At 33.0% G+C, this 1015-nt stretch carries 1 pseudogene; it reads right to left on the reverse strand.

The annotated features are described in order from the left end of the window. Window positions 1-809 (reverse strand): annotated as a pseudogene (locus B5V89_RS19765) (RNA-guided endonuclease TnpB family protein); the annotation flags it as partial. Window positions 810-1015 lie beyond the last annotated feature (206 nt).

Below are 1015 nucleotides of genomic sequence, written 5' to 3' on the forward strand. Positions count from 1 at the left end.
CTCCCTGAAATGGATTGTGCTTTCTTAAGTTTGTTTGTTATGGTATACAATCGGTCTTTTTCAATTGGCTGATTAATGAATATTCTGGCCAAGACAGTTCCTTTTGCATCCATCACGGAACAAACGGCAGATTGGTTGATTCCTAGGTCTACTGCACAAATTCTTTGGTTTTGTATGTTTGTATGATTTAATTTTACTTTCGACTCATAGCTAACATGTAGAAAAAACTTTTTCCCCACCTGGACAAGCTTTGGATTATTTTCTTTCCAATTCCAGACTCCACGTTTGTATTCGTCCTGTGGTTTAAATTGAATCTCTTTCCAAATCCAATCATTCTGATGAAAGACTTTAATTTTTGCTGTAGTATGAGAGGTCTTTTTGAACATGTTTCCTCGATAAAATACTGGAAATTCATTATGTTCTAATTGTAGTCTAGGGGGTTTCTTCTTAAATTTCCTTCCTTCTGCTAGAGCCATTTTCTTTTCTTCTTCCCAATTTTTTAGATTGGAACGATAGCTTTTGATTTTTCCAAACGCGAAGGCAATGGCACTTCTTCTAAAATAAGAAGGAAATTTATAGAAAAGAAGATTGAACTCAGGGTACTTTGGTTGAGGGTTTGATTTTGTAACATGAATGAGCTTCTCGACAGCAGGGACAATCGTCTTCGTTGAGATGGAATCCAAATGATCAAACTCTTTATCAATGACATCCATTATGAATGTTAACGCTCGATTATAGATGTCTAGTGTCGAGTGGAAGATCTTTGAATGATTAATAATTTTGTATTTTAATGTTTTTACAATTTTCATTATCAAACCCTCCAAAAGGCTCCTTCCTATCTATCATAGCAAAATACGTTGTAAAGGCAATAAGGTATTTTGAATAAATAGTATATTTTGAAAAAAATTTACTTTGAAGCTAAATAATACTGAAAACCAAATTTTTGTAGTAAAAGTTATATGGTATTAACCACTGACGGTGCAATGATTGAAAGAATAAAAAAGGATTTTTGAAA

The sequence above is a fragment of the Heyndrickxia sporothermodurans genome (assembly GCF_003055045.1).
GTDB classification, from domain to species: Bacteria; Bacillota; Bacilli; order Bacillales; family Bacillaceae_C; genus Heyndrickxia; species Heyndrickxia sporothermodurans.